The sequence below is a fragment of the Bartonella sp. W8167 genome (assembly GCF_016100335.1).
In the GTDB taxonomy this organism is placed as follows: domain Bacteria; phylum Pseudomonadota; class Alphaproteobacteria; order Rhizobiales; family Rhizobiaceae; genus Bartonella; species Bartonella apis.
The window spans coordinates 358,742-385,737 of the sequence record NZ_JACFSQ010000001.1 but is presented as its reverse complement, the minus strand read 5'-3'; the positions used below and the strand labels follow the sequence as shown (position 1 = coordinate 385,737).

Here is a 26,996-nt window from a genome sequence, read left to right as displayed (position 1 = left end):
CCGCTAATTGTAATTTCCATGATTCTTCAATAGATGCATTTTGCGTTTTTCGCGTGCTGGACGATATTTTACGTTAAACGACTTTACCTTCTAGTGCCTTTAATGCTCCTTTTGTCAGCTTTGCAAAAAGTAAATTTTCGTCGTCGTCGCATAAAGGCTTGAACCCAATCACTTTTCCCATGGGGCATGATTCCAGCACTTTCACAGCGCTTGCAAAATCGGGTTTTGAATTCGCCGAAATCGATGCCAATAAACTGTCAAATGCCACGAAAAATGCGACACCGGAGGAAAGGAAAAAGCGTCAGCACTTATCCACTTATCGGGAACATTGGCTGCAATAATGACACCTGAAACGCCCTGAACCATTTTAAAGACAAATTCAAAGCTCCGAGAGGATCATTCAAAGAGCAAACAGAATAATTCCGGGTGCCGGGAGCATGAACTTTTTAGCTCAGAATACTTAAAATAAAACCCGACCGGAGCAAGCTCCAGTCGGGCCTCAACCAAGGGAAATCCGTTGCGGGGGGTCTCGGTCTCCCTGGTTGTTAACCAATTTGTTGCACTTTTATAACAGCGCAGGATTGATATGACTGATACAGCGTCCGATAGCAAGAAAGCAGCAAAAATTATCTCTTCATTTTAAGAATTTTTTACTCGTTTTATATCCATTATGATAAAATCATGTCTAAAATGTATTATAATGAAGCAATTTTGTTTAATATAACTCTTTTGATAGAAAATTATCCCATTTAAGCAACAAGGTTCCGGGTTAAACATTGCCATTCGGATGCAACAATCCGGAATGCGAATTTAAAAACCGTTTGAAAAACACTCTTGTGCCTGCAACAGCGAGAAAGCCGAAATACTAACCAAAGTGGTTCGCCGAAATCCGTCCATGCCAAGCAACAACGTGCCAATAAACCCGACACCAGCGGATGAAAACTTGAAAACTGCCGCTGTTATCATGAAATCAGGCAACCGTCATTTTACTGCACCGGCTTTCATTCAATCAAACAGGTGGGGACGGGCGTGCGTCCGCGCCCGACGTTACCGGTTTGCAATAAACGTTTAAACCATGCTTCACTACTTGGCGTTATTTGCCTTAAGCGCAGCTTCAGGCCGTATGCCGATGAGATAACATATAGCATAAACGAGATCGGCACGGTTGAGCGTGTAGAAGTGGAAATCTTCAACACCGTGTTCGACAAGATCAAGAACCTGTTCGGCAGCAACGGCGGCTGCAACAAGATCATGTGTTTTCTGGTCGTTCTCTAGCCCCTCGAAACGTTGTGCCAGCCAATCAGGAATATGCGTGCCATTGCGCGAACAAAAGTTTTTAACCTGCCAAAAATTATGGATTGGCAATATGCCGGGTAAAATCGGAATATAGATACCGGCTTTACGCACTCTTTCTATGTAATCTACATAAAAGTGGTTATCAAAAAAACATTGGGTAATGGCTTTGGTTGCGCCATTGTCGATTTTGCGTTTCAAAAGATCAATATCGGTTGCAAAATCGGGACTTTCGGGATGTTTTTCGGGATATGCCGAAACGGTGATTTCAAAATCCGGATTAATTGCTTTCAAGCCGGCAACGAGTTCAACCGCATTGGCATAACCTCCCGGAGTGGGATGATAGCGCCCGCCTGCTCCGTTGCTTGGATCACCACGAAGCGCAACAAAATGATGAATTCCCATGGAAGCAAATTGCCGTGCCACGCCGTCGACTTCTTCGCGTGTTGCATCAACACATGTCAAATGCGCAGCTGCATTAAGGTGTGTTTCTTTAATGATACGTTCAACAGTTCTGCCGGTCCTCTCCCTAGTCGAGCCGCCTGCCCCGTAAGTTACCGAAACAAATTCCGGCTTTAATGGTGCAAGACGTTTGACCGTTTGCCAAAGCATTTCTTCCATTTTCTCCGTTTTTGGCGGGAAAAATTCAAATGAAACCTTCAGCTTGTCGCCCAAGTCGGGGCGGCGGGAAAGTGATGGGGCAGACATTAAACGGTCTCCGTTAGAAATGTTGTTTTTCTGGCAATCAACAAACGTGGATCACGGGCAAGCCACAGCTTGAGTGTGAGCCCTTTTGTATTGCCATTTTGTTGGGGTTGAAAACTCAAAGTTTTTTCCAATGTCAAGCCGGCCTTATCAAGCCAGTATTCCATTTGGGAATCGGAAAATCCCATACGCACATGAGCATATTTTTCGCGTAAGTATTCAAGTTCATGCGGAGCATAGTCGACAATAATGAGCCGCGCCCCCGGTCGCATGACGCGCGCCGCTTCAAAGATTGCAACTTCAGGATCCGATAGGAAATGTAGAACCTGATAAATAGTAACGAGATTGAACGTTTCTTTCTCGACCGGCAAATTGGCCACATCTCCCAACCTGACCTGAGCGTTCGAAACGCCTGCCTTATCCAGATTGACGCGTGCAACAGCCAGCATATCGCGATTATTATCAATGCCGATCGCCCGTGTATAAAGGGGCGCAAAAAGTTTCAACAAAGATCCGGTACCTGTGCCGATATCGAGCATGGATTGGAACGGCGTTGTTCCGACAAGTTCTACCATGGTTTGTTCGACAGTGTTGTCGGGCACATGGAGCAATCTGAGTTTATCCCAGTCGTGCGCATTTTTGGAAAAATAGGCAGCCGCAGCGCGGCTTCGCTCTTTCTTGACTTCACCAAGCCGCATCAAATCCGCGTTAATAAGATTGTCTTCAACATCAATATGTTGAAGCACTATTTTCAGCATTTCCCGACGTAACGAACAAGAAGATAAAGAAAAATAGGCCCATGCACCTTCCTGATAACGCTCGATCAAACGGGCTTCCGTTAAAAGCCGTAAATGACGCGATACACGTGGCTGCGATTGACCCAGAATTTTTGTAATGTCGGAAACCGTCAGATCGCCCTTATCCAACAAAAACAGAATGCGCAAACGTGTTGTTTCAGCAACCGCCTTTAATACGTCTACCATTTCATTCAACGCCAATTGGCGAACCATGACTCTTCTCCGCTCTTATAGACATAAAGATATCTTTATATATTTCACAAATGTCAAGCAGAGAGATGACTTATGCCCACAAACACCGGAAAATTCCCCTTCAACATATATCTTTTTGCGTCGGGACATGTTTTCTCCGAAGCCGATTTTGCTTGATAAGCGGAATATCAACATGCGATGCAACCCGAGATAATCTTCGCGAAAAAAGAGTCTATACACCTATAAAAAGAAGTTATTCAGCACCGTTTTTTCAATTGTTTTTCTTACCCTGTTTCGGGAAGCGCTCACCGATGTGCTCATAGATACGAAAAAATCCGTTTTAGTACTGTTCGGGCTGTTGATTGGCCCAACATTGTTTTTCAAAAAAGCTTTATCTTAAAAGTAGGAATTGCTTTTCGGGAGTATTGAGAGCAGCAAATCTTCCCTTTGATCAATGGAAAATTGTAACCTGGTTAGCGGGTGCAACTGTTTTTATATTTTGACGTATAAGCTTATATAAACGCAAATGACAAAAATCTGTTTGACAAGAAAACAAGTTCAATTTTTTATTTGTCCATGACAACGAAGAGACAACGCGCTGTTGCAAAAGAATTGACGCTACTGATACCGCAAGCCCCCTATGCCGATAGCGAACCGATCAGGTCTGCATCGTTAAGCCCGCATATGAAGCATCTTCCCCCCTCTATTGCCGTTTGGTTGTCGATTGTTGCTTATATCCGACACACTTACACAAATTATGATGAATTGCGTGACGAGGGATATGATAAAGACTCGGCACGGTTTTTTGTCATTGACGATATTAACGAAAAACTGACAGAATGGCGGGCAACCCGTTTTGTCGACGTAGAAGACAAATTGTAACACACGCTTGAACGACTTCAGCGATATTAGCCAATCGCATAGAGAAAATATGCGATTACACGAAAATCGGCACCAATTCGGACTTTATTCTGTTCGCATCGTGATTTTTCAATCACCTCATCGAAGATAATAAATGCGGCTATCAAAGCTTAAAAATCCGGCCTCATGATTTCATAAGCAAAAATATAAGCCTGCGAACCGATGAGACATGTTTTAAAAAAACAATCGACGTAGGAAAAGAAAAAGGGCGGGAAAACCGCCCTTTCAAATGAACCACTTATGAGGAAAAATTAACGAACAATCACTTTTGAGCCGATCTGTACGCGCTCGAAAAGATCAACAACATCCTTGTTCAACATACGGATGCAGCCTGCTGACACATTTTTGCCGATGCTTGAAGGTTGTGTTGTGCCATGAATACGGAAATAAGTGTCGGTATTCCCCTGGAAGAGATAGAGCGCGCGGGCGCCAAGCGGGCTATGCAAGCCACCGGGAACACCATCGGCAAAACGCTTATATTGCTGGGGTTTACGCTGAACCATATCGGCAGTCGGAATCCAGCGCGGCCATTTACGCTTGAATTGAACCCTCGCTTCACCATGGAAGCCAAGACCGGAAGCACCGACACCGACGCCATAGCGAATAGCCTGACCGTCGCCCGTTATAAGGTAAAGATAGTGATTTTCCGGTTCGACAATAATGGTTCCGGGAATCTCGGTGGTCGGATAAGGAACAACCGTGCGCTCGTATTGTTCAGGAATCTTCACTGTAACCGGTGGAATTTTAAATGGCTCGTCAGGAGTTTGCTCATAACGGTCATAAACCGATTGGGTGCCAAGCAAAGTTGACGTGACAACCGGTTTTGCCGGTGCAACGTTTACATTGTCGTTCGGCACTACTGTTGGAGCAGGTGTCGTTGCACAGCCGACAAGCCCAAAGCCCAAAATGCCGAGAGCCGCTGCAAGCCCCGTTTTTTGTTGCCAGAAGTATTTCATTTGATGTCTAGAAACCTCGTTATTGCGATACGTTTGACCGCTGGTATTTTTCTCGTACAACGTGGTTAATAGAAGGTTAATTAAATGGAAAGTATTTTTAACTTCAAATGCGTTATTAAAAGCTTCTGGCGCGCATTCGGGATAATTTTTCTGTGCAGAAAGACAATTATGCAACAGTAACAGAATCTTTTTTTGCCTTTTCTATCCATATTCCCGTTAAAAATATAAATGCCCCAAGCAATAAATTCCGAATCAATTAGTAGTTGATAAAAAACAATCAACAACGCTTTCACATTATTTTCTCATTTGTTTTATGCGTTTTGTCTTTTTCAGTGCCGAGTAAGCGTCTTTGTTTGATAAAAGTATAATTTTATAAAAATGATTTATTAAATTTCAAGTGGATGCGCTTGGAATAATAGATCATTATTTAATTCTCATATTGTTTATTAAAGCAATTTGTTGAGACAATATATTTCAGCTATTGTCAACTATAGACTTAATTACAAAGGCTGACCGGTTTCCACCACTCTTTTGTGTTGCGATCTTCTTGTTTTAGGTTTTGACCTTTTTGACGGTAAACATTTCAATCTGACCGACGAATAATTTGCCCCACACTTTCAATAAAATATTATCACATTTAATTAGCCGAATAAATAATTCCCCTAAAATGGAAGCTTCATTCGCGGAATTAGGTCTGCTGAGCAACAAAAAAGAGCCATAAATGTTTATGGCTCTTCCATTTCCAAACTTCACTGACCTGGCGGGATCACTCCGGTTGAAGAACAATCGCGATTGTTTTTATTTCACCAGCACCAGAAACAGGCGCGGAAAACGCAAAAGCACTTTACCGTCATATTGTGTCGGATAAAGCTTTTTGATGCGTTCAAGATAAAGAGCAAGGTAGTCCTGCTTTTCCTCGTCGTTCAATGGAGCCAGAAACGGCCGCAAAGCTGCACCTTTCACCCAATCGACAATCGCTTCGTGATTTTCCATAATCGGGTTATAGATTGTCTGCCAAATATCAATATAGCGCACAAGCGGCTTCAAAGCATCGTAATACACAGAGACATTGGGGAGTTTTTCCCGTGCTACAGCACCGATACGATCATTCCAACGTTTGTCTTCGGCAACGTGAATCATTGCCCGATGAAGTGGCTCGAACAGGTTATCCGGCATTTGTACGGCCAGTGCTGCACCGCTTTTCATGGCAGAGACCAACCGTTTCATCTCATCAATATGATCTGGCAGCCATTGGAACACAGCGTTCGAGAATAATAGATCGACATCGCTGTCCGGAGACCATTTTTCAATATCCTGAACCGTAAATTCGATTTTTGGCAACCGCTTCTTCGCACTGGCGATCATCTCGGCAGAAGAGTCAAAGCCCGAAACCTTGGCTCTTGGCCAATGCTCGCACAGAACTTCGGTTGAAGTTCCCGGGCCGCAACCAAGATCGACAATGGTTTTTACCTCTTTCAGAGGAACAGCATTGGCAAGGTCATGTACCGGTCTTAAACGTTCATCCTCGAATTTCAAATAATCTTGTGCTGACCAATCTTGCATAAATTTTCTCCATTGTCTTATCGGGCAGTGAAACCAGTTTACCACTTTTTGCGGTCAAGACACCCATAAAGTCAAAAATTCCCCATATAGTCCGAATTTCTCTTCAAACGTAAAAAACGCTTCGCTTTACACCTCCACCGTTTGTGTTCTTCCGCATCATCTATCTGAAAAAGACCACATCGGGTTGCGCATGTTCTTTCACCGTTCGTCGGGATGGATAGATGTACTTCGAGTGCCTCAACCGCTTTTTTTCACGGCTGTTTTTTAAAACCTTTATCCTGCTTTTAATTGGCTGGTACAGCTTCAATTTTGACGAAACTTATTTCCATCTAACTCATCTCTCATAACCGAGTTTCCAGCCTTCTCTTCGTCGGTTTTAATCAAATAGATTTTTTCATTTTAAAGGAATGGATAAAGCCTGAACGACCGGAAAGCCTGCTGATTTATTTTAACCGGAAAAATTGTTGCCGATCTTTATCGGGATTATATCCGGTTTTTATTCTATGGTTTCGTCTCGCGGTTGAAAATCACACAGGTAAAAATGTTAGCAAAATGGCCGACACCGACATTGGCAGCAATCGATCAAACAGGGAAAAATGAAAAAAGCGGGGAAAACCCGCTTCTTCTCTCATAAAAATCGAAACCCGACGATAATGTTTCTTGAAAGCGTGACGAACCTCAGCGTGTCAAACGTTTGTAAGTGACCCGTTTCGGATTGACGGATTCCGGTCCAAGACGGCGTACTTTATCGGCCTCGTATTCTTCAAAATTGCCTTCAAACCATTCCACATGACTGTCACCCTCGAAAGCCAGCATATGTGTCGCCAAGCGATCAAGGAACATACGATCGTGGCTGATAACAACGGCACAGCCGGCAAAGTTTTCGAGAGCTTCCTCCAAAGCTGCCAGCGTTTCGGTATCAAGATCGTTGGTCGGCTCGTCGAGCAACAAAACATTGCCGCCCTCTTTCAAAAGTTTGGCAAGATGCACACGGTTTCTCTGACCGCCCGAAAGGTTGCCAACCTTTTGCTGCTGGTCACCACCCTTGAAGTTGAACGCACCGCAATAGGCGCGGCTATTCATTTCATATTTGCCTAGTTTGATAATATCGTTGCCACCGGAAATTTCTTCCCAGACTGTTTTATTCGGGTCGAGTGCATCACGACTTTGATCGACATAGCTCATTTTGACTGTGTCACCAATACGGATTGTCCCAGAATCCGGCCTCTCCTGCCCTGTCAACATTTTGAACAATGTTGTTTTACCGGCACCGTTAGGACCGATAACACCGACGATACCGCCTGCCGGTAATTTGAAAGACAGGTCGTCGATCAACATGTGATCGCCAAAACCTTTGCTTAAATGTTCAACTTCAATGACAACCTGTCCCAATCTTTCGCCAACCGGAATGATGATTTGCGCTTCACCGGGACGGCGGTCATTGGCAGCCTTGACCAATTCGTCATAAGCCTTGATACGCGCTTTCGATTTTGCCTGCCGAGCCTTCGGACTTGATGCAATCCATTCCTGTTCACGTGTCAAAGCCTTCTGGCGGGCAGCTTCTTCACGTCCTTCCTGTGCAAGACGTTTGGCTTTGGCTTCCAGATAGGCTGAATAATTGCCCTCGTAAGGTATGCCATGGCCACGATCAAGCTCCAGAATCCAGCCGGTTACGTGATCAAGGAAATAGCGATCGTGGGTGATGATGAGAACTGCACCCGGGTATTCACGCAAATGCTTTTCAAGCCATGCTGTGGTTTCGGCATCAAGATGGTTGGTCGGTTCGTCAAGCAATAACAGATCGGGCTGTTGCAACAATAATTTACATAAAGCAACGCGACGTTTTTCACCACCCGATAATTTGGAAACGTCGGCATCTGCGGGCGGGCAGCTGAGCGCATCCATTGCCATTTCCACCTGTGAATCGAGATCCCACAGGTTGCGGCTGTCGATAATATCCTGAAGTTTTGCACCTTCTTCGGCGGTTTCGTCAGAATAGTTCATCATCAATTCATTATAGCGGTCAAGAATTGCCTTTTTATCGGCAACGCCTTCCATCACATTTCCACGAACATCTTTTGTCGCATCGAGAACCGGCTCTTGTGGCAAATATCCGCAAGTAGCACCTTCGGCAAGCCAGGCTTCACCCGTGAATTCTTTGTCAATGCCGGCCATAATCCGCAAAATCGTCGACTTACCAGCGCCGTTTGGCCCCAGAATACCTATTTTTGCATCGGGATAGAAAGACAGATTGATATTGTCCAAAATTTTTTTATTGCCGTAGGATTTGCTAAGACCAGCCATATGATAGATAAATTGCCGCGCCATATATATTCTTCCATTCCTTGATAGAGGGGGGTTAAAATGCTTTTTTCGCATTTTCCCTTTACAAGCGTTTTATTGAAAACACTGTGTCAAAACCATGTTGTTTCTGTCTTTTAACCGAAAGAGTGGAGGTCGGCAATCTATAGTCAAGGCAAAAAGGTTCGAAATCGCTTATCCTCTTTTATCTTGGGCGGGTATAATACCCCTCTTCCCCCCGACCCGAATAAATCTGCTGTTATTGTTACCTTTTAAAACCAGGCGGATGTGGAACGCGTCTCCCTATTTTCTGTTTTTCAAAAGGGATTTAATGCGCTGCTATCCCCCTCTTTTAAATCGGGTGCTACAATGAAGCTTAGAAAGCTTCGAAACAAAACTTTGCATTATTCGCCCGGCAAGCCGGAATTTTTAAATAATGGCATTGTTTTTTCAAGTTCGACAAATAAGAATATAAAACACAAATTTGATGTTTCGATATCTCCAGCAAAGTGAATGAAAACACGTTGAAAAATGCTTAAGGTCCAGAACCAGCTAACGCTTGGAAAAAACCTGATGCCGCCGGTCGTTTTCGATCGCGATGGCAAGACAGGAAGCTCGGCCGAAAGCGACAATCTCCTTCTTGTGCCCGACAGTTTGTTTGAAATACCTTCAGCATTTTCTGAACAAGAAAAGAAACAGTACAGGATTGGTCGCAATATCTTTCTTGAAAAGGCAAGGCCACAAAACAATTTCATTGTTTACGCACCGTTTCCCTTGGGATTTTGGGCTATCCCCGCACTTGCTCAAGGCCGGTTTGCGAAACTTGTTCTTGATAGGCCGGAAGATTATAGCAACTGGCGATACTTTGCGACACGGCTTTGGTTAAAAAATGAAAAGCGGCGCATGGGGTCGGATGTATACAGTCCACGTCTGATGAGACAATTGCATAAAGTCCTTTCAGTTGCGGATTATTTTTCGCTTACAATCGGGGATTGGCTTTATCTTGCAGAAAAATCGAAACAATATTTGCCTCGATTGGCGAATATGGTTTTGTGGCTCGACGAGAAAACACCGCAGCAGGAAATCTCGACTTTTTTGGGTAGCGGACGGAAAAGTGCCTCTTGACATGACTATTCTTAACTTCATCAGCTGGATAAAATGTTTTTCAAGTTCATATGTCGTTTCAAACGGAACCCCGCTTTCGATCAGGAGACTTTGATGCGTTTTGCTAGCGTCTTTTTTGTATTTGTTCTTTTTCCACTAACTGCTTTTTCACAGGAAACCGACATTCCCTGCAAAGATGTTGCAGAGGTCGGCCGCTCGGTCATGATGGTTCGTCAAAGCGGTGTGCCGATAGAAAAGGCCATGGGGCTTGTTCTTAACGGTTTGAAAGAACAATCTCCCGAGCATCAGAAAATGCTTGAGCCGGTTTACAGAAAAATTGTTACCCTTGCCTATCAGGAACAACAATATTCAACGAATCGCGATCGTATTGACGCAACAGACAAATTCGTCAAAAGCATCTTCAACCGCTGCGCAAGGCGCCTGCCAAGAAGTTGAAATTGTAAAAAAAGTTTTAACCGGAATATCAGCTTTTGAGTGGAACGAGTTGAGGGCATCACCTTTCGAACTTATAGCCCGTTATCATCGAGCTATTCGAGACATCGTCTTACCAAAAAGACATGAGATAAAATTCTATTGTTGTTTCAAACTCTGATGCCAAAAACTGCCCTCTCCTTTTTTGAATTGGAGCACCTTACAAACTTCAACAGGAGGAATGATAAAATATCCTGATTTCACGCCGATTATGCAAATGGGTCGATGAGCCTGAACTATCCTTAATAATCCGGTATGTTTGAAAACAGCTCATCAACAACGAGGTTTCGTCACCGAGCGCTCATTTTCAGCAAGTGGCAATTTCCGATTTTGAAAAACAGACACTTGCCCGATAGACTTAAGCTGACCCGAACAGAATTGCATTATCACGACGATAAGTCAGTGCACTTTACTGAATAAGGAAACTCCACCCCTTGGTCTAAAGTGCACCCATTAGCAGCTCGACACCAGAATCATTCATCGTCTTAAGCATCAGGTCGAGAGAACCGTTAAGATCAATTCCGGCACAGGCGGCAAGAGCGACCGACACTTCAAAGCCGCAATTTTTAGCGTCAAGTGCCGAATAGGCTACACAAAAGTCGGTTGCCAAACCGCAGAATGTAAGCTTGTTCAAACTACGCTCTTTGAGGTAGCCACGTAACCCTGTCGGGGTTTTTCGATCATTTTCAAAAAATGCCGAATAGCTGTCTATTTCCGGATCCATTCCCTTGCGGATAATCATTTCAGCCTTATCAACGGGCAGCGAACCATGGAGAGCCGCGCCATTAGAACCTTGTACACAGTGATCCGGCCAAAGTGTTTGCGGACCATAATCAACGGTAATTGTATCATATGGAGAAAATCCCTGATGGTTGGAGGCAAAACTTTGATGATTTTGCGGATGCCAATCTTGAGTAAGAATGACATGGTCAAAGCGCATCATCAGTGCATAAACCGTCGGAAGAATGAGATCACCATCCGGAACTGCCAGCGCGCCGCCGGGTAGAAAATCGTTTTGCACATCCACAACAATCAGTGCCTCACCAGCCATTTTTTCTCCCCTTATTTCCCCTGGTCGACGGTTGCAGTCACATAAAAACAGTCATATCAAATACCAAGATTAATTTGCAAGGAAGACTTTAATGAAAATTACCATGATCGGTAGCGGATATGTCGGGCTGGTTTCTGGTGTGTGTTTTGCCGAATTCGGTTTTGATGTTACATGTGTTGATACTAATGCTGACATAATCGCGCGACTGAACAGAGGCGAAGTCACAATTTTCGAACCTGGCCTTGACGAAATGATGCTGAGAAACATCAAGGAACAACGCCTATCTTTCTCGACTGATCTCGAAAACAGTGTCAAAGAAGCCGATGTAATTTTTCTTGCTGTCGGCACGCCTTCACGCCGCGGCGATGGTGAAGCCGACCTGCACTTTATCGAGCAAGCTGCCGATCAGGTGGCGGGAGCCATGAAGGATGGCGCCGTTGTCGTTATCAAATCCACTGTTGTCGTTGGAACCAATTCCCGTATACGCAAGCGTATGGAAAAAATTCGTCCGGATATCCATTTTTCTATGGTTTCCAATCCCGAATTTTTGCGCGAAGGTTCGGCAATTGAAGACTTTATGCGTCCGGACAGAGTCGTTGTCGGTGTCGAGGACGAGCGCGGAAGAGACACAATGCGCAAACTTTATCGGCCGCTTTATTTGCGCGAAACCCCGCTTGTCATCACCTCGCTTGAAAATGCCGAGCTCATTAAATATGCAGCCAACGCTTTCCTTGCAATGAAAGTTACCTTTATTAATCAGGTTGCCGATTTATGCGAAAAAACCGGTGGCAATATTCAGGAAGTTGCCCAGGCTATCGGAATGGATAAACGCATCGGTTCCAAATTTTTGCATGCCGGACCGGGCTTCGGCGGCTCGTGTTTTCCGAAAGATACGCGCGCTTTTGCCGCAACCGGTCTTCATTACAACGCCCCCCAGCAATTGATCGAAACCGTTATTTCAATCAATGAAGAGCGCAAAGTAAAAATGGGCGAGCGTATCATAAAAGCGGCAAAAGAAAGAAATGCCGACACTGTTGCTGTGCTGGGCGTTACTTTCAAGCCCAATACCGACGATGTTCGCGAGTCCCCTGCTTTGACGATTATCAAGGTTTTACAGGAGGCGGGCTTGACCGTCCGCGCGCATGATCCCGAAGGTGAAGAGCAAGCCAAAAAGGTTCTCGACAATATTGTCTGGTGTTCTTCTCCTTATGAAGCGGCAAAAGGTGCTGCCGTCTTGACAATTATCACCGAATGGAACGCCTATCGCGCTCTTGATTTGAAAAAACTTGCAAAACTGATGCCAGGTGGAAAAATCATTGATCTTCGCAATATTTACAAAAAGGAAGAATTCGAGGATATAGACCTCGACTATATGTCAATCGGGCGTTGATTAAGGCAAAGATAACCAAAAGAACGGTGCGCACGCCCGTTTATTTGCTGGTATTGTCCAACGATAACGCGTTAATTGATATGCTGCCAAGCAAATTAAGGATGGTGTGATGGCAAATAATAAACCGGATTACGGCACGATTGCTGTTTGCTTCATCATTCTTTATTTTGCGTTCGAAGCACTGTTCGTTACTCTTTTATCGCAAGGTGCCGGTCTTGATGACGCGGAGCTTGCTTCCAATATCAGTTTCTGGAATTGGGGCTATGGCGGCTCCCAACCGCCACTTTATACATGGATTGCCTTCGGCGTCGAACAGCTCTTCGGGCTACATTTTTATTGCTTGCAAATTATCAAATTCGGCCTTCTTGCAACGACATTTCTTTCCGTCTATCTCGGTTTGCGCCTTCTTCATGTGCGTCCTGTCGTTGCCGGTGCATCCATGCTTGCAATGTTTTTGCTACCCCAGATTGGATGGGAATCGCAACGTGCACTTACCCATTCCATCATGGGAACAGCCGGTTCTGCCTATACATTTCTGGCATTCTGTTTTTTTGCGCGGAAGCCTTCCTGGGCACGGGCAATTCTTCTCGGACTTGCATGCGCAACTGCCATTTTAGGCAAATATAACGGTACGCTTTTTCTCGTTGCTCTTTTCGGCGGCACAGCGTTGACAGTCGAATTTCGCAGCACATTGAAAAACCGCTACTTCCCGGCGGCTATTCTGACAACCCTGATCGCGATAGCACCGGCTTTCATTTACATGTTCGCCCATCCGGCAAGTGTTGTTGCACGGGCAAACAAGCTTGCAATGGGTAAAACCGGCAATTTCTTTTCCGACCGGCTTGCGGGACTTGCCGATTTTTTTGTTGCCAGTCTGGGCTTTGTTTCTGTTGCCCTCATTATTGCGCTGATCCTTGCAGGCATCCACACCTTTTCCAATGCAAAAGTTTCACAATTGACCACGAGGCAAGAAAACAAGGCAGAGCATCTCCTTTATCATATTCTGCTTTTCGGAATTCTAGTCATTATCGGCCTTGTAATTGTTTTAGGTATTACCAATGTCAAAGACCGCTGGTTACAGCCATTGCTTTTTCTTGCACCGGCCTATTTTGCCCTCGTTCTTTCGCGGCTTTGCTATTCATTGAAATATGTGCGTGCTTTCGGCATAGCCGGTGCGATTGCGGCACTTGTTGTCCCCTTTGTGCTTTATCTCAATATAGCGACTGCCTATAACCGGTTTGACCCGCCCGAACAGCTATTTGATTATCCAAAACTTGACCGACAACTTCGTGCCGCAGGACCATTTTCAATGGTGTTTGCACGTCATCCGCAATTGCCCGGAAATTTGCGCTTGTTGGACCCGACATTGAAAACAATCCATATAGGTTCACCATTTGTGGCAGAACGGCTTGAAACCCCGCTTATGGTGCTCTGGTCAGGAAACGGTAAGCTGCCGGACGATTTACGCAATGTTCTTGAAAAAGCAGGCTTGCCAACCGAAGGGAAAACCGGACAAATAGAAATCGGCTTTGGTGGCGGAAGCGATGTCAAACGTATTGTTTCTTATCTTTACCTGCCTTGACGATGCTTTAAAAACGGCTTTCCGGATGAAAGAGTCCCTCTCCTCATGCAAATGCTCTATGCATAAAGCATTTAGCACAAGAACCGTTTTCATTTGTTAACGAACATGATCTCGTTTGCTCGTGCTGCAGGTGTAACCGGTATTATGTACCGGCCTGATTTTTTAGGAATTTGCCTGTTTGTGTTTCTTTTCCCGATAAATCAAACAGAGATTACGGATATAAACAATCAGCCCCAAGCCTTGACCGGCGATAAAGACAGGGTCTTTTTGCCGGATTGCATATATGAGCAGAAGCGTGCCGCCGCCAAGTGAAAAAAACCAGAAGGCAACCGGCATAACACTTTTTTTGGCTTTCTCGGAAGCAAGCCATTGCACAACAAAGCGCATCATAAAAAGTGCCTGAGCAATAAAGCCAAGCACAATCCAGCCATCCCATTGCGCAACAAAGACATCATGCAACCATTGGGTAAATTGTGAGAAAATACCGCTCATTTTTCGCCCTTTGCCTTTATTTCTGTCACCTTGGGAACCACTTTGCGCCGCCGACGCAACCACCAGACGCCATAGAGATCAAGAATGCCGCGCAGTCCGCGATCAAGAATGCCGTAATTGGAATGGCCATGGACACGCTGGCGATCAACCACATCAATATGCGTGGTTTTAAAACCTTCACGCAAAACCAGCGCTGGCAAATAACGGTGCCAACCGTCAAAAAAAGGCAATTGTCGAAAAAGCTCTGTACGGATTGCTTTGAGCCCGCACCCTGAATCACGAGTATTATCTTTCAAAATTGCCTGCCGCAATTTATTGGCAAGCTTGGAGGAAAGCTGTTTCAACTTAGTATCGGTGCGTTTCAAACGTTGGCCGGCCGCCAGCCCGTATTCCGGCCCTGCTGCAATAAGTGCATCGGCGAGCTTCGGCAAATAAACGGGATTGTTCTGCCCATCGCCATCGATCGTCAGAACAATATCACCGGAGGCTGCAAAGACACCCGAACGCACGGCAGCACTTTGCCCGGCCGAGCGGTCATGGCGTATATGGCGCAAAGGTTTACCTTCGCTCATACGTTCAAATAACACCTTGGGTGTGTCGTCGGTCGAACCGTCATCTACAACGAGAATCTCGTAATCGCGTTCTTTCATGGCATTATCGACTTCATCAAGCAGAAAGGCCAAATTTTCAGCTTCATTACGACAAGGAATGACGACAGATAGTTTCATTTAAATAACTTTGTTCTAATGCTACGCGAGATTGAATAGCATTGAAAACCGCAAGTGTCCATGAAACGCATCATCACCGGTTGCTGAAACTGTTAAAAAACCTATTTCCCCTGTTTTCCATTCGGGAATTTTATCCTTTCCGGTAAAATTACAGTTTTAAAGATTTTTGCGGGCAAACACCCTTTTCGCCAGCGGAAACGAAGTCTTAAGAGAATTTCCCATAAAACAGAGGCAGGCAAAGACATCATAGCGTGATTGGCACCAATATCCGTTATCCCGATCAACAACTGCAACAAAACAGCGTTTTTCTCGTGGGCTGTTATTTTTCTGCTGTTTATATAAAGTTTTCAAATTGCGACCTTTTACGTAGGGACTACACGTTTTTCAATACGGGTTTTGTCAAGTGCGTTTTCTTTCTCTTGAAGTATGAATTCAGTTTTATGAGCATCAAACAAATAAAAAATATTCAAAGAAGCAATTTTCGATTATTCAAATAGATCCCGAATTGTTCTTGTATATCGATCAATTTTATAGACACAATCCAAAACCTTTCTATATTCTTTTTAAAGTTCATTATAGAGAGGGATACCTAAAATGGCTCTAATATTTTTGATATTAGGTTTTATTGCATCAATTGTGCTTATATATTTCTTCTATTCACTCGTAAGCACCCAGTCACTCTCCGGTCAAAGCCAGTCGCGGCCAACATTATCGAACCTGTCATTTACATTGATACGGCAGAGATTTACCGGCCTGGGTTGGGTCGGCGTTGTGTTGGTGTTTCTCGCTCCACTTGCGACGGCAATCATTGTTTCGGCCAATCTAAAAGCAATTGCCGAAGCCACATTTTTTGACACGCCTATTCCCGATTTCACACTCCTTTACCTTTCCCTAGGCTTTTTGGGACTGATCGGTTTTGTTTTCATTATCATCGGACGTGAATTTTATAGTTTTGTGCCTGCAAATGGCGGTTTAGAAGCCGAAACCGATAGACCCGCACCTCATCCGGCGCCACATCATCCGGCGACCCATAAGCATGCACCCGACCATTCTGTCCATAAACCGGCTCACCCTCAGCCACCTTTGCCGCAAAATCCGGCTCCTCTACCGGAAGCAGAGCCCGTTCCGCGCCCTGAATTTGTGACCACAATGAAGGATGATGTACCTCCGTCAACCAAACTTTAAAGGCAAAAAACTTCGGAACGATATTGCATTTGCAAACCATCGCTTGGATTTTAAAATTGGAGTCGTTCAATATCCACCAACCAAAAAAGTCAAAACGGGGCAATCATAAAATTGTCCCGTTAAAGACTTCGGCAATACCAAAGAGCGTGCCAAGGAGTTTTAGAGTTGGTTACGTTCCGTTCTGTTGTTTTATATTTTTCACCTTCCCACGTTTTTTAAATTTATAGCGCTCTTTGTTGGCCTAAAAACTCGAAGACAGTCCGGAAAAACATAGGTAATGGATTAATATCGGGGGAAGAATATCCATTTGTCTGATCTCTCTTCACCCAATCATCACTTGCTTAAGTTTTACCTCTCACTTTTCAAGATCTATTGCACGTAAGCCTGTTTTAAACCACTTTATAATCTTCATTCTGCCCTCAGCGGTCGTAACTGTTCGAGAGTGTCAAAAACAACCAATTACAGTTATTGGTAATTACCGACGATATCAGAAATCGTTTTGCCTGCTTGTTCGTAAAGTTCAGGTGCAAAGCCACAATACCCCATAAGCAGGCCGTTTTCATGTGCATTCCGGAACAAAAGTAACGGCGCGCCTGTCAACGAGATTACGAATTGACGTAGCGGCAGCAAAGAGGCGCGCATCAGGCACTAATGACGACGAGGAAGATTATACCGCCCCGATTTGGGCAGGCGTTATTCCGGTTACAACAATTATCGGCAGCTTTCAGCCTGACGATCGCCTTAAAAGGTTTAACTTCTTCAAAATCATTGAATGTCTGGTAGCCCGGAAAAGGCGTGACGATGTTTTAAGCGAAACGCACCAACTTTATATGGATCACTTGAAACAGACGAAAGACAAATGAAGCTAATTAATCACCAACAACGGCATTACGAATGCGGGTAACGCCGTTGAACTTTTTTCTCTCGTCTAATCTTTCGGAATATTCAGATGCCAATCAGGATGATTGCGATTGAACCGGATAGAAGAATAAAGTGCGGACAAAATGAACACCATTCCGATAACGCCGGTAACGACTTCCGGTATGTGAATAATAGTCTGCAAATACATAATGAAAGCCAACACCAGAATGGCGTAAAAAGCCCCGTGTTCAAGGTAGCGGTATTGCGCAAGTGTCCCTTTATCAACAAGAAGCACTGTCATTGAACGGACATAGAAGGCACCAATCCCGAGACCGATTGCAATAACAAAAAGATTGGTGGAAAGCGCAAAGGCGCCAATCACACCATCAAAAGAAAAGCTTGCATCCAACACTTCCAGATAGATAAACGCGCCAACACCTCCCTTGTAGACATTTTCCATCGTGTGTTTTCTGGCATCCATCAACACGCCCAAGCCTTCGACAGCAATAAACGCAAGTAAGCCATAAATTGCCGAGACCAGAAATGTATGGTCGTCTTCCGGTTTTACGAGGCTGGAAAAAATGAGCACAAGAACAAGTGTAATGGCAATCTGGATACCGTGGATGGACGCATATTTCTTGGCGCGCCCTTCAAGAAATAAAATCCAATGCGTATCCTTTTCGGGATCAAAGAAATATTTAAGCCCAACCATAAAAAGAAAAGTACCACCGAATGCGGCTATACCGACATGTGCGTTTGTCATGATGTCGGCATAATGTTGTGGTTCCCAAATAGCAAGCTTTAGCGCTTCCCACGGACTTATCCATGCCGCACACGCCACCACAATGAGCGGAAAAACGACGCGCATCCCGAAAACCGCAATGACAATGCCCCAAGTAAGAAAGCGATGTTCCCAAACCGGGCTCATATCACGCAAAATGCGTGCATTGATAATGGAATTGTCAAATGACAGCGAAATTTCAAGAACACCAAGGACACAGCAAATGAACAGATATTCAAATATGCCACTTGTCGAACCTGTTTCGACATAGCCAAGCCACATACCGAGGCTCAGACCGACAACTGTAAAAATAAAAGCGCCGGTAAAATAGCGTAAAACGCTCATTATAATCCCTCTTGTCAGCAGCCTTTTAAAGGCTATTGGCGTTTACCGGTTCATGACTTAAGATCCACAAACAATGTGTATATGGAAACATAACAAACAAAACGCAAGGGGCTTTTTCCCTCAATATCGGTGAAGGTTAACAGCTTGTCTCAAACAACCTACGGTTATTTTCTGTCTTGTTTAAAAAATTTTAAAATATTGCACGCGACAGTACTTTTTAAATGAGCTGCCATCCTTCCCCCCGACTTTCATGAAACGGCTCTCGCCAGGTGGTATTTTTTAAAGATGAATTGTGAAAAAACAGTTTTACCAACAAATTAAATCGAAATTTGCTTCAATATATCATTGATATCGTATATAGTTATTCCATAGGGATATTAATTTAAATGTATTTATAATTGAATGTTAAAAAATTGATATGAAATTTTATATACATTCATATATATTTATTAATTATTTACATAAAAATATCTATGCAAACAAAAATTGAATATGATTAATTTTAAATAGTTTTTATAATAAATATATATCATATTATAATAATTGAATTTTTGATGAAATATTATATTGTCAATGAAACAAAAACATTCTGTCGTAAGTGTTGACACTTCCAACATGTTTCAAAACGGCTAAGCTATCTAAAATAAAAATTTACATATTTACGGAGGCGATATTATGTTTATCAATAAAACAAAAATTGCGGCTGCAATGATTATTCCCGGTATTTTATTTGCAAGCCCTGCAGCAAATGCAGCCAAGCTTGATATTCCGGGCGGTGCCTATGTTTTCGATGCAGCACACACAAATTTATTGTGGAGCGTCAAACATTTCGGCCTGTCCAATTATTATGGGCGCTTTGACAAAATTGAAGCAAAACTTGATCTTGATGCAAATGATGTTGAAAAATCGGTTTTGCATGTCACAATAGACCCGAAATCGGTCGATACAAACTATCCCAAGACTCCGAATGAATTTAATGATGAAATTGCCGGAGAGATGTTTTTCGATGCCGATAAATTCAACAGCATCACCTTCCAGTCGACTGCGATCGAGCTAACGAGCGAAAAAACCGGTAAAGTTACCGGAAATCTGACATTTCACGGTGTTACAAAACCGGTTGTGCTTGATGTGACCTTGAACGGCACGATTGCCTCGCACCCGATAACCAAAAAACCGGCACTCGGCTTTTCTGCAAAAACCGTAATCAAACGCAGTGACTTTGGTGTGAACGAGCTTGAAGGGCCGTTGAGTGACGACGTTAATCTGATTATCGAGGCCGAATTCAAGCCTGCGGAATAAAGGGCTTTCTTCTCTTGATAAAAAGATAAGACTTCCGGTAAATTTGATTGAAACCGGTTGACAGAGAATGGTTGGCTGCCAGCCGGTTCAAGTGAGTAAGATAATTCCTGCAAAGAGAATTGTCACTCAAAGAACAGTCGATTTCTTCACTCGTTATCAGCGAGCGTGAAAGAACCCGACAAACAAAAGCGTCGTTATTTTTAAAAAATTTATAGCTGATACAAAAAATAATACCTATCTAACATGAACGGGGAATGACAAGCGAATTTGAAGGAAAATAAAATGACAATCCGCTCGCGTGCAATTATCGAGACAGAAAATGCCAGTAAATATCTTCAACAACTTGCAAAACACTGGAGTCACAAATTTCCGGATATGACATCTTCTGAAAAGGAAGCCCATATTCCTTTTTCCGACGATGTCACGATTGACATGTTTGCTGAAAAATCCTCTCTTGTGGTGCAAATCATGTCGCCTAACGAGTTTGAAGCGATTAAAGCCGAGGGCATTTTCGATCAGCATATTTTGCGTTTTGCATTCAAGGAAAAGCTGGCAATCGACTGGCACCGCGAAACATTGCCATGATTGCCGAAGCCATATTATTGGATAAAGATAGATCTTCTTCAAAAGAGTGGGCTTTATAAGCCCGCTCTTTTTTGTTGGGAACGTGATGGAAAATCATTGCGCCGTAAGTTTTAAACTTCGGGCAGTTTGTTTTGCCCTTTGATCAAAACTCATGAACACTGATAAACATTACGAAGGCCATATGTTTAGCCTCACCCTTTTATAGGCAATGTGTGTGACGGGGCGTGAGACAAACAACAAATATCTCTGTGACAAGTTGAAGTGTCGCTCCCACCCCTAACGCGGTTTTCGAGGCTTAAAACCGGCCACAATCAGGAAACCGGTTTTTGCTTCTTCAAACATTATCTCCCGGAGAACCGCGGCATCAGTTTTTCCTGTCGCGACCGGAAAGGCGACGCTGCTCATAAGCTTTAACATTTGTGTAAGCCAATGAAAGAAGCGGATGGTTGATACCGAAGTGCTGGGCACGGTTTAACAGATCACCCAGTATGTGATCTCCTTCCGTCTGATGTCCGGCTTCAATATCGCGCAACATAGATGCAGTTGCCAAAGACTGTTTATCCTTGAAAAAAATGCCGATATCGTTGCTTGCACCCTCATGCAGAGGGAAACCGGCCGCCTTCGCTATTTCGCTATTTTTTTCCAGAAATTCTGTCATAGCTTCTTGTCCGCCCGGAGCACGGTTGATTTCTCCAACATTTGCACGCATCAGGCATGTCATTCCGGCGAGCGTAGCAAGGCGAACCCATTTATTCCACATGCGTTGCATTGCATTTTCAACAGCACGCACTTGCACTCCTTTTGCACCGTCAAAAAGATTTGCAAAAATAATTGCCCGTTCGTCCTTTCCCCCTTGTTGGCAGCCGAACAACCCGATTGCATCATCATTCAAATGCAAAACAATTCCGTCTAGCGTCAGTGTCGACTGGATGATAACCGAGCCCGCCAGCACATTTTTCCTGTCAAACTCTTTATTCAGTCGATCAATATGCGCAAGACCATTGAGTGCCGGAACGAGAACAGTGTCTTTGCCCATAGCCGGGCGTATTGAATTGATTGCACTATCAAGATCATAGGCTTTTGCTGTGAGAAAAACATAATCATAGGTTTCACCTTGAGAAACCCTGTTTACGAGTTCTTCATTGGTCAGCGTTTTGACCGGCGTTTTCAAATTTCCGGCCGGACTTTCAATACGCAATCCATGTTCGAGAAGTATTTTTTGCCGTCTTGGACGCACAAGAAAAGTTACATCTTTTCCCGCCTCTACCAAGCGACCGCCAAAATAGCCACCGATCCCGCCTGCACCCAATACCAGAACTTTTGTCATAATCCCATTTTCTCCCGTTTTTCCGGTTCTATGAATGCGACTTTAAAAGCCATAATCAAAAATCGCAAACAAAAACCCGGAGGTGAAACCTCCGGGTTTTCAAGAATCGCAGCAATGATGAAATTACATATTATTGTTTACTGGCGAACCATCACCAAAGTTATGCATTTCCTGATCACTCACACCATGCCGGGAAACAGGAGAGTTCAGATGACGCCCCGGATAGTAGGAGTCTTCAACCGAACCATCGCCACGATAGAAATAGGCCTTGTCTTTCCCTTTGAACTGTTCATTCGCAACATTTGCAGAATGACCTGGAACATATTGGTTAACCCGGCTACCATCACCAAAACCATTGGCAGCAAAAGCACTGCTGACACCTAACAGCAAAGCGGATGCGACAAGCATTAATCTTTTCATTTTAAACTCTCCTTTTTATTCCGGATAGCTCTCATCTGATCAGGCTATCCGGCTTTTATAGAGATCATCCGATTTTGACATCTGAACATCTCTTGGTTTTCACTTATGAAAAGCGGTAGCAGGATACCAATCACATATGCGTTTTATGTTCACGAACATGTGATCTCAGTACAATATCCGTTTCATGATGACGTTTATACAATGTGCAAAGGCCAACCATTTACGATTATTGCGACGGAAATAGTCGTGTATCCGGTTCTGCACGTATTTTCACCTGAATTGCCATACGAACTTTCCAATCAAAAGCCATAAGAGATAATGACGCTGTTTTGTTTATTTGAACCACCCGATATTTCTCTAACGAACCGGCTGACGGCAAGCCCCTCCTCTTCGGCAGAAAATTCGAGGATTTTTTTCGACACCGCATTAAACATGCGATTAGTTATTTGCTTAAAAATCCGGCTTCATGAAAAGACGATTTTACGACAGTTAAAAAGCATTAAAAAATAGCAAGCCTTTAAAACGATTATTCGCTGTCCCGAACGGCGATCAAGTGATCTCTTTTAAAGTTACTTCATTCTAAAATACATGCGTAATGCCTGAAACCTTTAAAACATAATTTATGCTAACCTCAATTGACGTTTACTTTTGTAAATTACGAAACATCAACTCATAACCGCCAAAATAAACCCTGTTTATTATTATTTTCTCTTTTCATCAGTTAATTTCGCGTGCATTATACAGGTTCTGGAAGATGCCCGATGTTCAGGGGGATACATGAATGGGTACACAGCAAATTGAACCGAACGAAGTTATAGAGTTCTGGTTGGATGCCGGACGAAACAAATGGTTCGGTCAAGACGACAGTTTTGGCAAAAATATTCACGAAAAATTTTTCCGGCTTTGGCAAACGGCACTTTCAGGCCGATTGAGAGAATGGCAAAAAACCGATGAAGGTCTTTTGGCTCTCGCCCTCATCTTCGACCAGTTTCCACGCAAAATGTTTCACAATGACCCCCGCGCTTTTTGTAGTGATCATGATGCGCTAAAAATTGCACGGCTTGCTGTCGAGAATGACGCTGACAAGCGTATAGAAAAAGACCTGCGAGGTTTTTTTTATATGCCTTTTGAACATTCCGAAAAGCTTTCCGATCAGGAACAAAGTATTAAATTGTTCAAGTCTCTTAATGATCAAGATTTACTGACTGAAGCGGAAATCCATCATAACATTATCAAGCGTTTCGGTCGCTTTCCACAACGCAATAAAATTGTTGGACGCAAAACAAAGCCGGATGAACAAGCGTTTCTCGATGACAATGATATTGATAGCTGATAGATGGCTTCACCACGCAAATCGAAAAATCGAGTAAACTGGAAATTTTCAATTTCGCTTAAAAAATTTACAAACCGTCATTATTAGAACAATGAGCACGTCTTTCGTCAAGATGACCGGGTCGGCAGTTCATTAAGAACAATATGATGGGAAAAAATGGTTTTCAAAAACCCGTTCCGCCTTCAGTATTTTGCCAAATCAAAACAGCTTCGTTGTTAGACCGTTTTTGTTTCAACTACATCATTGGTTCTGACACCGTAAACATCGCAAGCGTCAAAAGTACGGTCTTCAAACTTTTAAAAAACGGCCAGCGATGAATGAAGTTCTCACCTCATTCATCGCAACTCTTTTGAGCGAAAAAATATGCGGTGCGCAAAAGATCAGAAAGCCTTTGCCACCTCAAACCTGTCACCAAAAATTAAAAATCTGTGATCACAAATGGCGTAAAAACAAGGCTTGTCTCTGCTCATCAGGCTCGGTCGGCCTGTTTAACCGGTTTTCCTGATAAGGCCTTGATATCGGAGCTTTCGCCGCAGTGCTTAAACAAAGTTTTAAGAAACAGTTAATTTCTATGGTTAACAATAAGTTAATAAGAAAACCTGAATCATTTTATCAATTAAGAGTTTACTAAAAAAATATTTCCTTTCAATAAGTTAGAATAATATCTTAAAAATCCCCGCAAAGCGCCGTCAAAAGATACAAATCCCCCCTCCTGTTTTTCTGCATTCAAACCTGAATGAATACATAAGGAGAAAAACAGAAGAGAGAAAAGTTGGTAGAGAAAAATTATTCGGATCGCTTTAATGCAAAGCCTACTAAAGGACTTCAGCCGAGGCTGTGCCCGAGAAAGTAATTGTGTGAACGGATAACACTTTCTCATGTGGAAAAACGAGTTTTCTTGGCGGGTTGAATTGCTCGAGTACCAGTTCTTTATCTGTATGGTGAGAGAACATTTTTACAAATGCTTTCGGTGCCGCCGAATGATCATCTGCAATAACTTGTGCCACCACAAAATCACCTTTTTTCACGCGGCGTGTCGGGTCGCAATAGACGATCTCTCCATCTTGATACCGTGGCCACATGGTTTCGCCCGATACTTCCAAAGCATAAGCGTTAACCGCATGGTTGAGTTGGGGTGGGCATGCAACCTCGTATAATATATTTCCGTCAAGGTCGAACTCGCCATGTTCACCGGCAACAGTCTGTCCATAAACCGGCAAAATGCGGTTTTGTTCGAAATCTACAAGGTTGTCTTCAACATTGTTGAAACGGCTGTCGTTTACAGCCTCGAACGGCGCATCGACAACAAGCGGTTGGTAATGTGTTTTCATAGCATTTTCTTTCGACTGGCTGAATTTTTGTTGTTCATTCGGCTTCCTGTCACTCTTCGGACTATCGGCATTGTCGCCATTTTTTCGGCGGTTCTTGGGGCAAGATTTAGCCGTTTTTTCATTCCGCTTTTTTGAAGCCTTCAGCTTTCCGGTAGATTCCGCATTTTCAGCCGCCAATTCCATAATATTGGCCGCCAATTGGCCGGTTACTATTTCCGGTGGAATACGCACGGTCACGCTTTCATTGTAAGCTTCCTTGCGATTGGCAAGTAACCTTGTGCGCGCGTCCGGCATGGACAAGGCCCAGACTTCATCCGAACGAATAGCTGGCTTGCCGAGGCCGATGAGAATGCGAGCCATTTTTTCTGTAAGTGCGATGGAAAAGTAATCAATTGTATCTTCTTCTTCATCTTCATACTCCTCAAGCTCTTCGGCACTTTGTAGCCCGAGGCTTTTTGCCAATTCTTCCAATGACAAACCGGCGCGCTCACGTAGCTCACGCAATTGCGTGGGCGCAGAAAATAGATCACGTCCCATAAAAACGCCCATTGTTTCCCTTTCTCGGTTGTATTTCGCGCTAACTTGTTTCGCCACATAGGATATTTGTGGAGTGGCAATCGTCGATTGCAGGTTTGCTATCTAAACGGGAAGCGGCAAAATATGTTCCAAACGAGATTATCGTTGGCAACAGCTAAGCTTTTCGAGGCCGAACAGGAAAAGTCAAAACGGCATAACTTTAAAAACAGAATTTTAAAAAACTTTTGTAAAAAATTTCCTAAAAAACCGTTTATAAAGACGGCGGAAAAACACATTTCAACGTCGCTTCTTTGCCGAAAAATTTTAACTACGAGAAGAACAGCCTTCTCTACCCTGTTCAAAGCGAAAGAAAATATAGAAAAATTATAAAAGAAGCGCCGAAAACCGCTTTCCGGTACACCGGCCTTTTAACAGAAAAATTCAAAATCATCATGAAAAAGCGCGATGATGGCACAAGTTGTCCAGTCACAACTATTCCAATGACAACAGTAAAGATAGCGGTGGGAAAATGGGGGAAAGAAAAAAGAGCAACTTCGTGCGCGGCGCATTGTTAAAACCTGCTGCTATCAGACAATGCCGCCTAGAATAAACAAAAAGGCTCCATTATCAGGAGCCTTTTGGATAATTAAAATTAGCGGATAACACCACAGGCGAAACGGGCGCCGCCACCACCCATTGGTTCCGGCTGATCGGCATAATTGTCGTGACCGACATGGATCATCAATGAATGCCCACGCACATCCGAAAGTTTTTTCAACTTTGGTGCGAGAACCGGCAATTTGGCATCGCCTTTTTCGTCAACATAAAGTGGCGGCAAATCACCAAGATGCCCGCTGTCATCCCAAGGTGCGGAGTGATGTTCGGTCTTTTGGGGATCCAGATGCCCGCCGGCTAAACCGGCAACAACAACTTTGCCGTCTTTCTCGCCCAGTCCACAATCCGGATTGGTGTGAACGTGGAAACCGTAAAGCCCCGGCTTCAATTCTTTAAGATCAGGAGTAAACACCAGACCATAGCGATTTTCGGTAATTGTGACTTGCCCTATTTGATGACCAAGCCCGTTTTCTGTGGCTCTGTAAATCTCGACCGATAAAGATTGCGGTTCTTGGGGGGAAGCCTTTTCGCTACTTGCAGCAAAAGCAGCCGTCGATAGCGCGAAAGCTGTCAGTGGCAATGACAGAGCCAAGACAGACATACATCTTTTCATTGAAAAATTTCCTTACACGACTAAAACACCCGAAGGCAGAGAAAAAAATGTAAAATATCTTCAACGCCGCAAAGGGTTCGCGCACTAACACCCCCAGCGCAAGCTTACACAACGTTTTAGCTATATTACTTTCCATCATCATACGAATTATACGTCTAGCGAACAACGTAATCTGACATCTGTTTTATAACGCTTAACGCTATTCATTTCAAATGGCA

Annotated in this window: 23 protein-coding genes; 10 read left to right on the top strand and 13 right to left on the bottom strand. The window is 43.7% G+C overall.

Annotation, left to right across the window (positions count from 1 at the left end):
• Positions 1-1,083 precede the first annotated feature (1,083 nt).
• Positions 1,084-2,001: a methylenetetrahydrofolate reductase [NAD(P)H] gene (gene metF / locus H3V12_RS01430; RefSeq protein ID WP_198212287.1), complete on the bottom strand. Its 918-nt coding sequence runs from the start codon at positions 1,999-2,001 to the stop codon at positions 1,084-1,086.
• On the bottom strand, positions 2,001-3,008 hold the full coding sequence (locus H3V12_RS01425) for a metalloregulator ArsR/SmtB family transcription factor (protein ID WP_198212285.1): 1,008 nt from the start codon (positions 3,006-3,008) through the stop codon (positions 2,001-2,003). The genes metF and H3V12_RS01425 overlap by 1 nt, the downstream gene beginning before the upstream one ends.
• A 549-nt stretch (positions 3,009-3,557) precedes the next feature.
• On the opposite strand from H3V12_RS01425, the gene H3V12_RS01420 reads away from it, so the two are divergent.
• On the top strand, positions 3,558-3,869 hold the full coding sequence (locus H3V12_RS01420) for a DUF2293 domain-containing protein (protein ID WP_075914203.1): 312 nt from the start codon (positions 3,558-3,560) through the stop codon (positions 3,867-3,869).
• A gap of 290 nt (positions 3,870-4,159) precedes the next feature.
• Here H3V12_RS01420 and H3V12_RS01415 read toward each other — a convergent pair whose 3' ends face one another.
• From H3V12_RS01415 to ettA, 3 genes are all read right to left on the bottom strand, one after another.
• A complete protein-coding gene (locus tag H3V12_RS01415) occupies positions 4,160-4,864 on the bottom strand; it encodes a L,D-transpeptidase (protein ID WP_198212283.1) in 705 nt (234 codons plus the stop codon).
• Positions 4,865-5,662: 798 nt separating this feature from the next.
• A complete protein-coding gene (gene tam / locus H3V12_RS01410; RefSeq protein WP_198212281.1) occupies positions 5,663-6,427 on the bottom strand; it encodes a trans-aconitate 2-methyltransferase in 765 nt (254 codons plus the stop codon).
• A 678-nt stretch (positions 6,428-7,105) separates the two neighbouring features.
• Positions 7,106-8,755 carry an energy-dependent translational throttle protein EttA gene (gene ettA, locus H3V12_RS01405; RefSeq protein WP_198212279.1) on the bottom strand — a complete coding sequence of 550 codons (1,650 nt, stop codon included), beginning with the start codon at positions 8,753-8,755 and terminating at the stop codon, positions 7,106-7,108.
• Positions 8,756-9,301: 546 nt separating this feature from the next.
• On the opposite strand from ettA, the gene H3V12_RS01400 reads away from it, so the two are divergent.
• Both H3V12_RS01400 and H3V12_RS01395 read left to right on the top strand, forming a co-directional pair.
• Positions 9,302-9,853: a hypothetical protein gene (locus H3V12_RS01400; RefSeq protein ID WP_198212277.1), complete on the top strand. Its 552-nt coding sequence runs from the start codon at positions 9,302-9,304 to the stop codon at positions 9,851-9,853.
• A 93-nt stretch (positions 9,854-9,946) separates the two neighbouring features.
• Positions 9,947-10,288, top strand: coding sequence for a hypothetical protein (locus H3V12_RS01395; RefSeq protein WP_143238461.1), 342 nt, complete (start codon positions 9,947-9,949; stop codon positions 10,286-10,288).
• A gap of 475 nt (positions 10,289-10,763) precedes the next feature.
• On the opposite strand, the gene pncA is transcribed toward H3V12_RS01395, so the two are convergent.
• Positions 10,764-11,375 (bottom strand): bifunctional nicotinamidase/pyrazinamidase, encoded by a 612-nt coding sequence (pncA, locus tag H3V12_RS01390; protein ID WP_198212275.1) that lies wholly within the window; start codon positions 11,373-11,375, stop codon positions 10,764-10,766.
• A 91-nt stretch (positions 11,376-11,466) separates the two neighbouring features.
• On the opposite strand from pncA, the gene H3V12_RS01385 reads away from it, so the two are divergent.
• Both H3V12_RS01385 and H3V12_RS01380 read left to right on the top strand, forming a co-directional pair.
• Positions 11,467-12,765 carry a UDP-glucose/GDP-mannose dehydrogenase family protein gene (locus H3V12_RS01385; RefSeq protein ID WP_075868755.1) on the top strand — a complete coding sequence of 433 codons (1,299 nt, stop codon included), beginning with the start codon at positions 11,467-11,469 and terminating at the stop codon, positions 12,763-12,765.
• A 109-nt stretch (positions 12,766-12,874) separates the two neighbouring features.
• On the top strand, positions 12,875-14,347 hold the full coding sequence (locus H3V12_RS01380; protein ID WP_198212273.1) for a glycosyltransferase family 39 protein: 1,473 nt from the start codon (positions 12,875-12,877) through the stop codon (positions 14,345-14,347).
• Positions 14,348-14,509: 162 nt separating this feature from the next.
• On the opposite strand, the gene H3V12_RS01375 is transcribed toward H3V12_RS01380, so the two are convergent.
• A complete protein-coding gene (locus tag H3V12_RS01375) occupies positions 14,510-14,839 on the bottom strand; it encodes a lipid-A-disaccharide synthase N-terminal domain-containing protein (protein ID WP_075868759.1) in 330 nt (109 codons plus the stop codon).
• Entirely contained in the window at positions 14,836-15,567 is a 732-nt protein-coding gene (locus H3V12_RS01370) for a glycosyltransferase family 2 protein (RefSeq protein ID WP_198212271.1), read from the bottom strand. Before H3V12_RS01370 ends, H3V12_RS01375 begins: the two co-directional genes overlap by 4 nt.
• 594 nt (positions 15,568-16,161) lie before the next feature.
• Here H3V12_RS01370 and H3V12_RS01365 point away from each other — a divergent pair.
• A complete protein-coding gene (locus H3V12_RS01365) occupies positions 16,162-16,752 on the top strand; it encodes a hypothetical protein (protein ID WP_198212269.1) in 591 nt (196 codons plus the stop codon).
• A 563-nt stretch (positions 16,753-17,315) separates the two neighbouring features.
• Positions 17,316-17,615, top strand: a complete 300-nt coding sequence (locus H3V12_RS01360) for a hypothetical protein (RefSeq protein ID WP_198212267.1) — start codon at positions 17,316-17,318, stop codon at positions 17,613-17,615.
• A gap of 65 nt (positions 17,616-17,680) precedes the next feature.
• Here the strand turns inward: H3V12_RS01360 and H3V12_RS01355 are convergent, their stop codons facing one another.
• The gene (locus tag H3V12_RS01355; protein WP_198212265.1) at positions 17,681-18,739 is read right to left on the bottom strand and encodes a DUF475 domain-containing protein; all 1,059 of its coding nucleotides are present in this window, start codon (positions 18,737-18,739) and stop codon (positions 17,681-17,683) included.
• 675 nt (positions 18,740-19,414) lie between these two features.
• Between H3V12_RS01355 and H3V12_RS01350 the strand changes: the two genes are divergently transcribed.
• The gene (locus H3V12_RS01350) at positions 19,415-20,038 is read left to right on the top strand and encodes a YceI family protein (protein WP_198212263.1); all 624 of its coding nucleotides are present in this window, start codon (positions 19,415-19,417) and stop codon (positions 20,036-20,038) included.
• A 282-nt stretch (positions 20,039-20,320) separates the two neighbouring features.
• On the top strand, positions 20,321-20,623 hold the full coding sequence (locus H3V12_RS01345) for a DUF2218 domain-containing protein (RefSeq protein ID WP_198212261.1): 303 nt from the start codon (positions 20,321-20,323) through the stop codon (positions 20,621-20,623).
• Positions 20,624-20,987: 364 nt separating this feature from the next.
• Here the strand turns inward: H3V12_RS01345 and H3V12_RS01340 are convergent, their stop codons facing one another.
• Together H3V12_RS01340 and H3V12_RS01335 are read right to left on the bottom strand one after the other, a co-directional pair.
• Complete coding sequence (locus H3V12_RS01340; protein ID WP_198212259.1) at positions 20,988-21,950, bottom strand: ketopantoate reductase family protein; 963 nt, start codon at positions 21,948-21,950, stop codon at positions 20,988-20,990.
• Positions 21,951-22,073: 123 nt separating this feature from the next.
• Positions 22,074-22,370: a hypothetical protein gene (locus tag H3V12_RS01335; RefSeq protein WP_075868783.1), complete on the bottom strand. Its 297-nt coding sequence runs from the start codon at positions 22,368-22,370 to the stop codon at positions 22,074-22,076.
• Between the two features lie 781 nt (positions 22,371-23,151).
• Here H3V12_RS01335 and H3V12_RS01330 point away from each other — a divergent pair.
• The gene (locus H3V12_RS01330; protein ID WP_198212257.1) at positions 23,152-23,703 is read left to right on the top strand and encodes a DUF924 family protein; all 552 of its coding nucleotides are present in this window, start codon (positions 23,152-23,154) and stop codon (positions 23,701-23,703) included.
• An 815-nt stretch (positions 23,704-24,518) separates the two neighbouring features.
• On the opposite strand, the gene H3V12_RS01325 is transcribed toward H3V12_RS01330, so the two are convergent.
• Positions 24,519-25,571, bottom strand: coding sequence for a S24 family peptidase (locus tag H3V12_RS01325; protein ID WP_246787461.1), 1,053 nt, complete (start codon positions 25,569-25,571; stop codon positions 24,519-24,521).
• A 631-nt stretch (positions 25,572-26,202) separates the two neighbouring features.
• A complete protein-coding gene (gene sodC / locus H3V12_RS01320; RefSeq protein ID WP_281432013.1) occupies positions 26,203-26,778 on the bottom strand; it encodes a superoxide dismutase [Cu-Zn] SodC in 576 nt (191 codons plus the stop codon).
• Positions 26,779-26,996: the final 218 nt, after the last annotated feature.